This window comes from Helicobacter bizzozeronii (assembly GCF_900196775.1).
Lineage (GTDB): Bacteria > Campylobacterota > Campylobacteria > Campylobacterales > Helicobacteraceae > Helicobacter > Helicobacter bizzozeronii.
Map to the genome: position 1 here is coordinate 1 of NZ_FZLB01000126.1, position 1,439 is coordinate 1,439.

General features: G+C 43.1%; 1 pseudogene. It reads left to right on the forward strand.

From position 1 onward, the window contains the following. Positions 1-1,439, forward strand: a pseudogene (locus tag C5684_RS09070) (hypothetical protein); the annotation flags it as partial.

Here is a 1,439-nt window from a genome sequence, read left to right on the forward strand (position 1 = left end):
ATACCTGAATAATATTGTTCAAACATACAAGAACGAAAACAACACTATCACCACCAAAGCACAAGCCGCATTCACAACCTATGAAAAAGCAGTGGGCAACTACACAAAAGAAAACCAACAAATCCTAATAGATGCTATCAATTATTTCAATAATTTTAACACCAAGATTGAGACAACATTCAAGAATTTAGGCATCACCACCTATACCCCCCTCCCCCTCCCCGCCCCTTTGAATAAAATCAGTGCCTCCGCCACTCCCACCCAAATCACTAATGATGTTACCAATCTCACGCCCCAACAAACCATAATCGCTCTGCAAGCCCTAGGCAATGAAATCAATAAGATCATCAGCATAACCAGTCAGGATATACAAAAAATTAGCGAGACCAATCAAAAAATCGCCTCGCAAGAGTTAGAGAAAGTTAAAACACTCCTTCAAGCCAAAACCCAAGCTGTTACACAAGCCCTTGATCAAGTGGTGGGGGTTTCTAAGATTTTGGGTGAAGCTTTCCACAATACATGGGTGGATTATGCCAATGGTGAGCTTTATGTGGCAGATAATGCCAGTCAAGGCGGATACACCTACAAGGGAAAAAAATACCCATATTATGTTGATAATGCTTGGAATTGCACCTTTATACAGATTGTGCAATCTATCCCGGGGTATTCGGGTACGATTTCGAAGAATTGTAGCATACTGGGATCGCCAGCAAGCGTGCCCCAAGAGCTTAAAAAGCTAGGGATCACCACCTACGATATGTGGAATACTTTGTTTAATGTCAAGGAATTGCAAGCCAATATCCATTTCCTTGCTAACTCCAATTGTGCGGTTGGGAATGGGAACGATCCAAATTCTCCATCATGGAAATATTGTGGGGCTTTACCCTCTGAATCAGACATGCAAAAATACATGCACCAATTTTTTACCTACTTGAATTCCTATGTGGGTGGAGCGGGGTTTGAGGGCAATTTTACCAGCCAGTCTAAAATCTACACGGCCATGGAAGGATATCTCAATGCGGGTAATTTGTCTGGTGCCACAGATTTGCTCAAAGCTTACCAACAAGCCACTTCAAACATGCTCCAAGCGTTTAACTCTAATCCAGTTTGGATCATGAGCACGGTGCCAGATGGGGCTTCTTATTCTAAAGGTCCAATGGCTTCTCCCAATGTTAATGAGTGCTTTAAGGCGCGATTTGCCGGTTCGGATTTTCCACTAAACAATGGCACAACAAACACCATGTGTGGTCCTAGTACAAGTTGGGCTAAATCCATCTTTGTCGGGTATTTTGGTTTTTCAGATCAGGCAATGAAAAGTGTAGAACAACAGATTAGCACGGCTATAACACCTGCAACAACAAGTATTACCAAGGCGACCAGTGCTGCCACAGCCTACAATAATTATCAACCCCCCAAGACCTACCCCGTCCCCACTATCC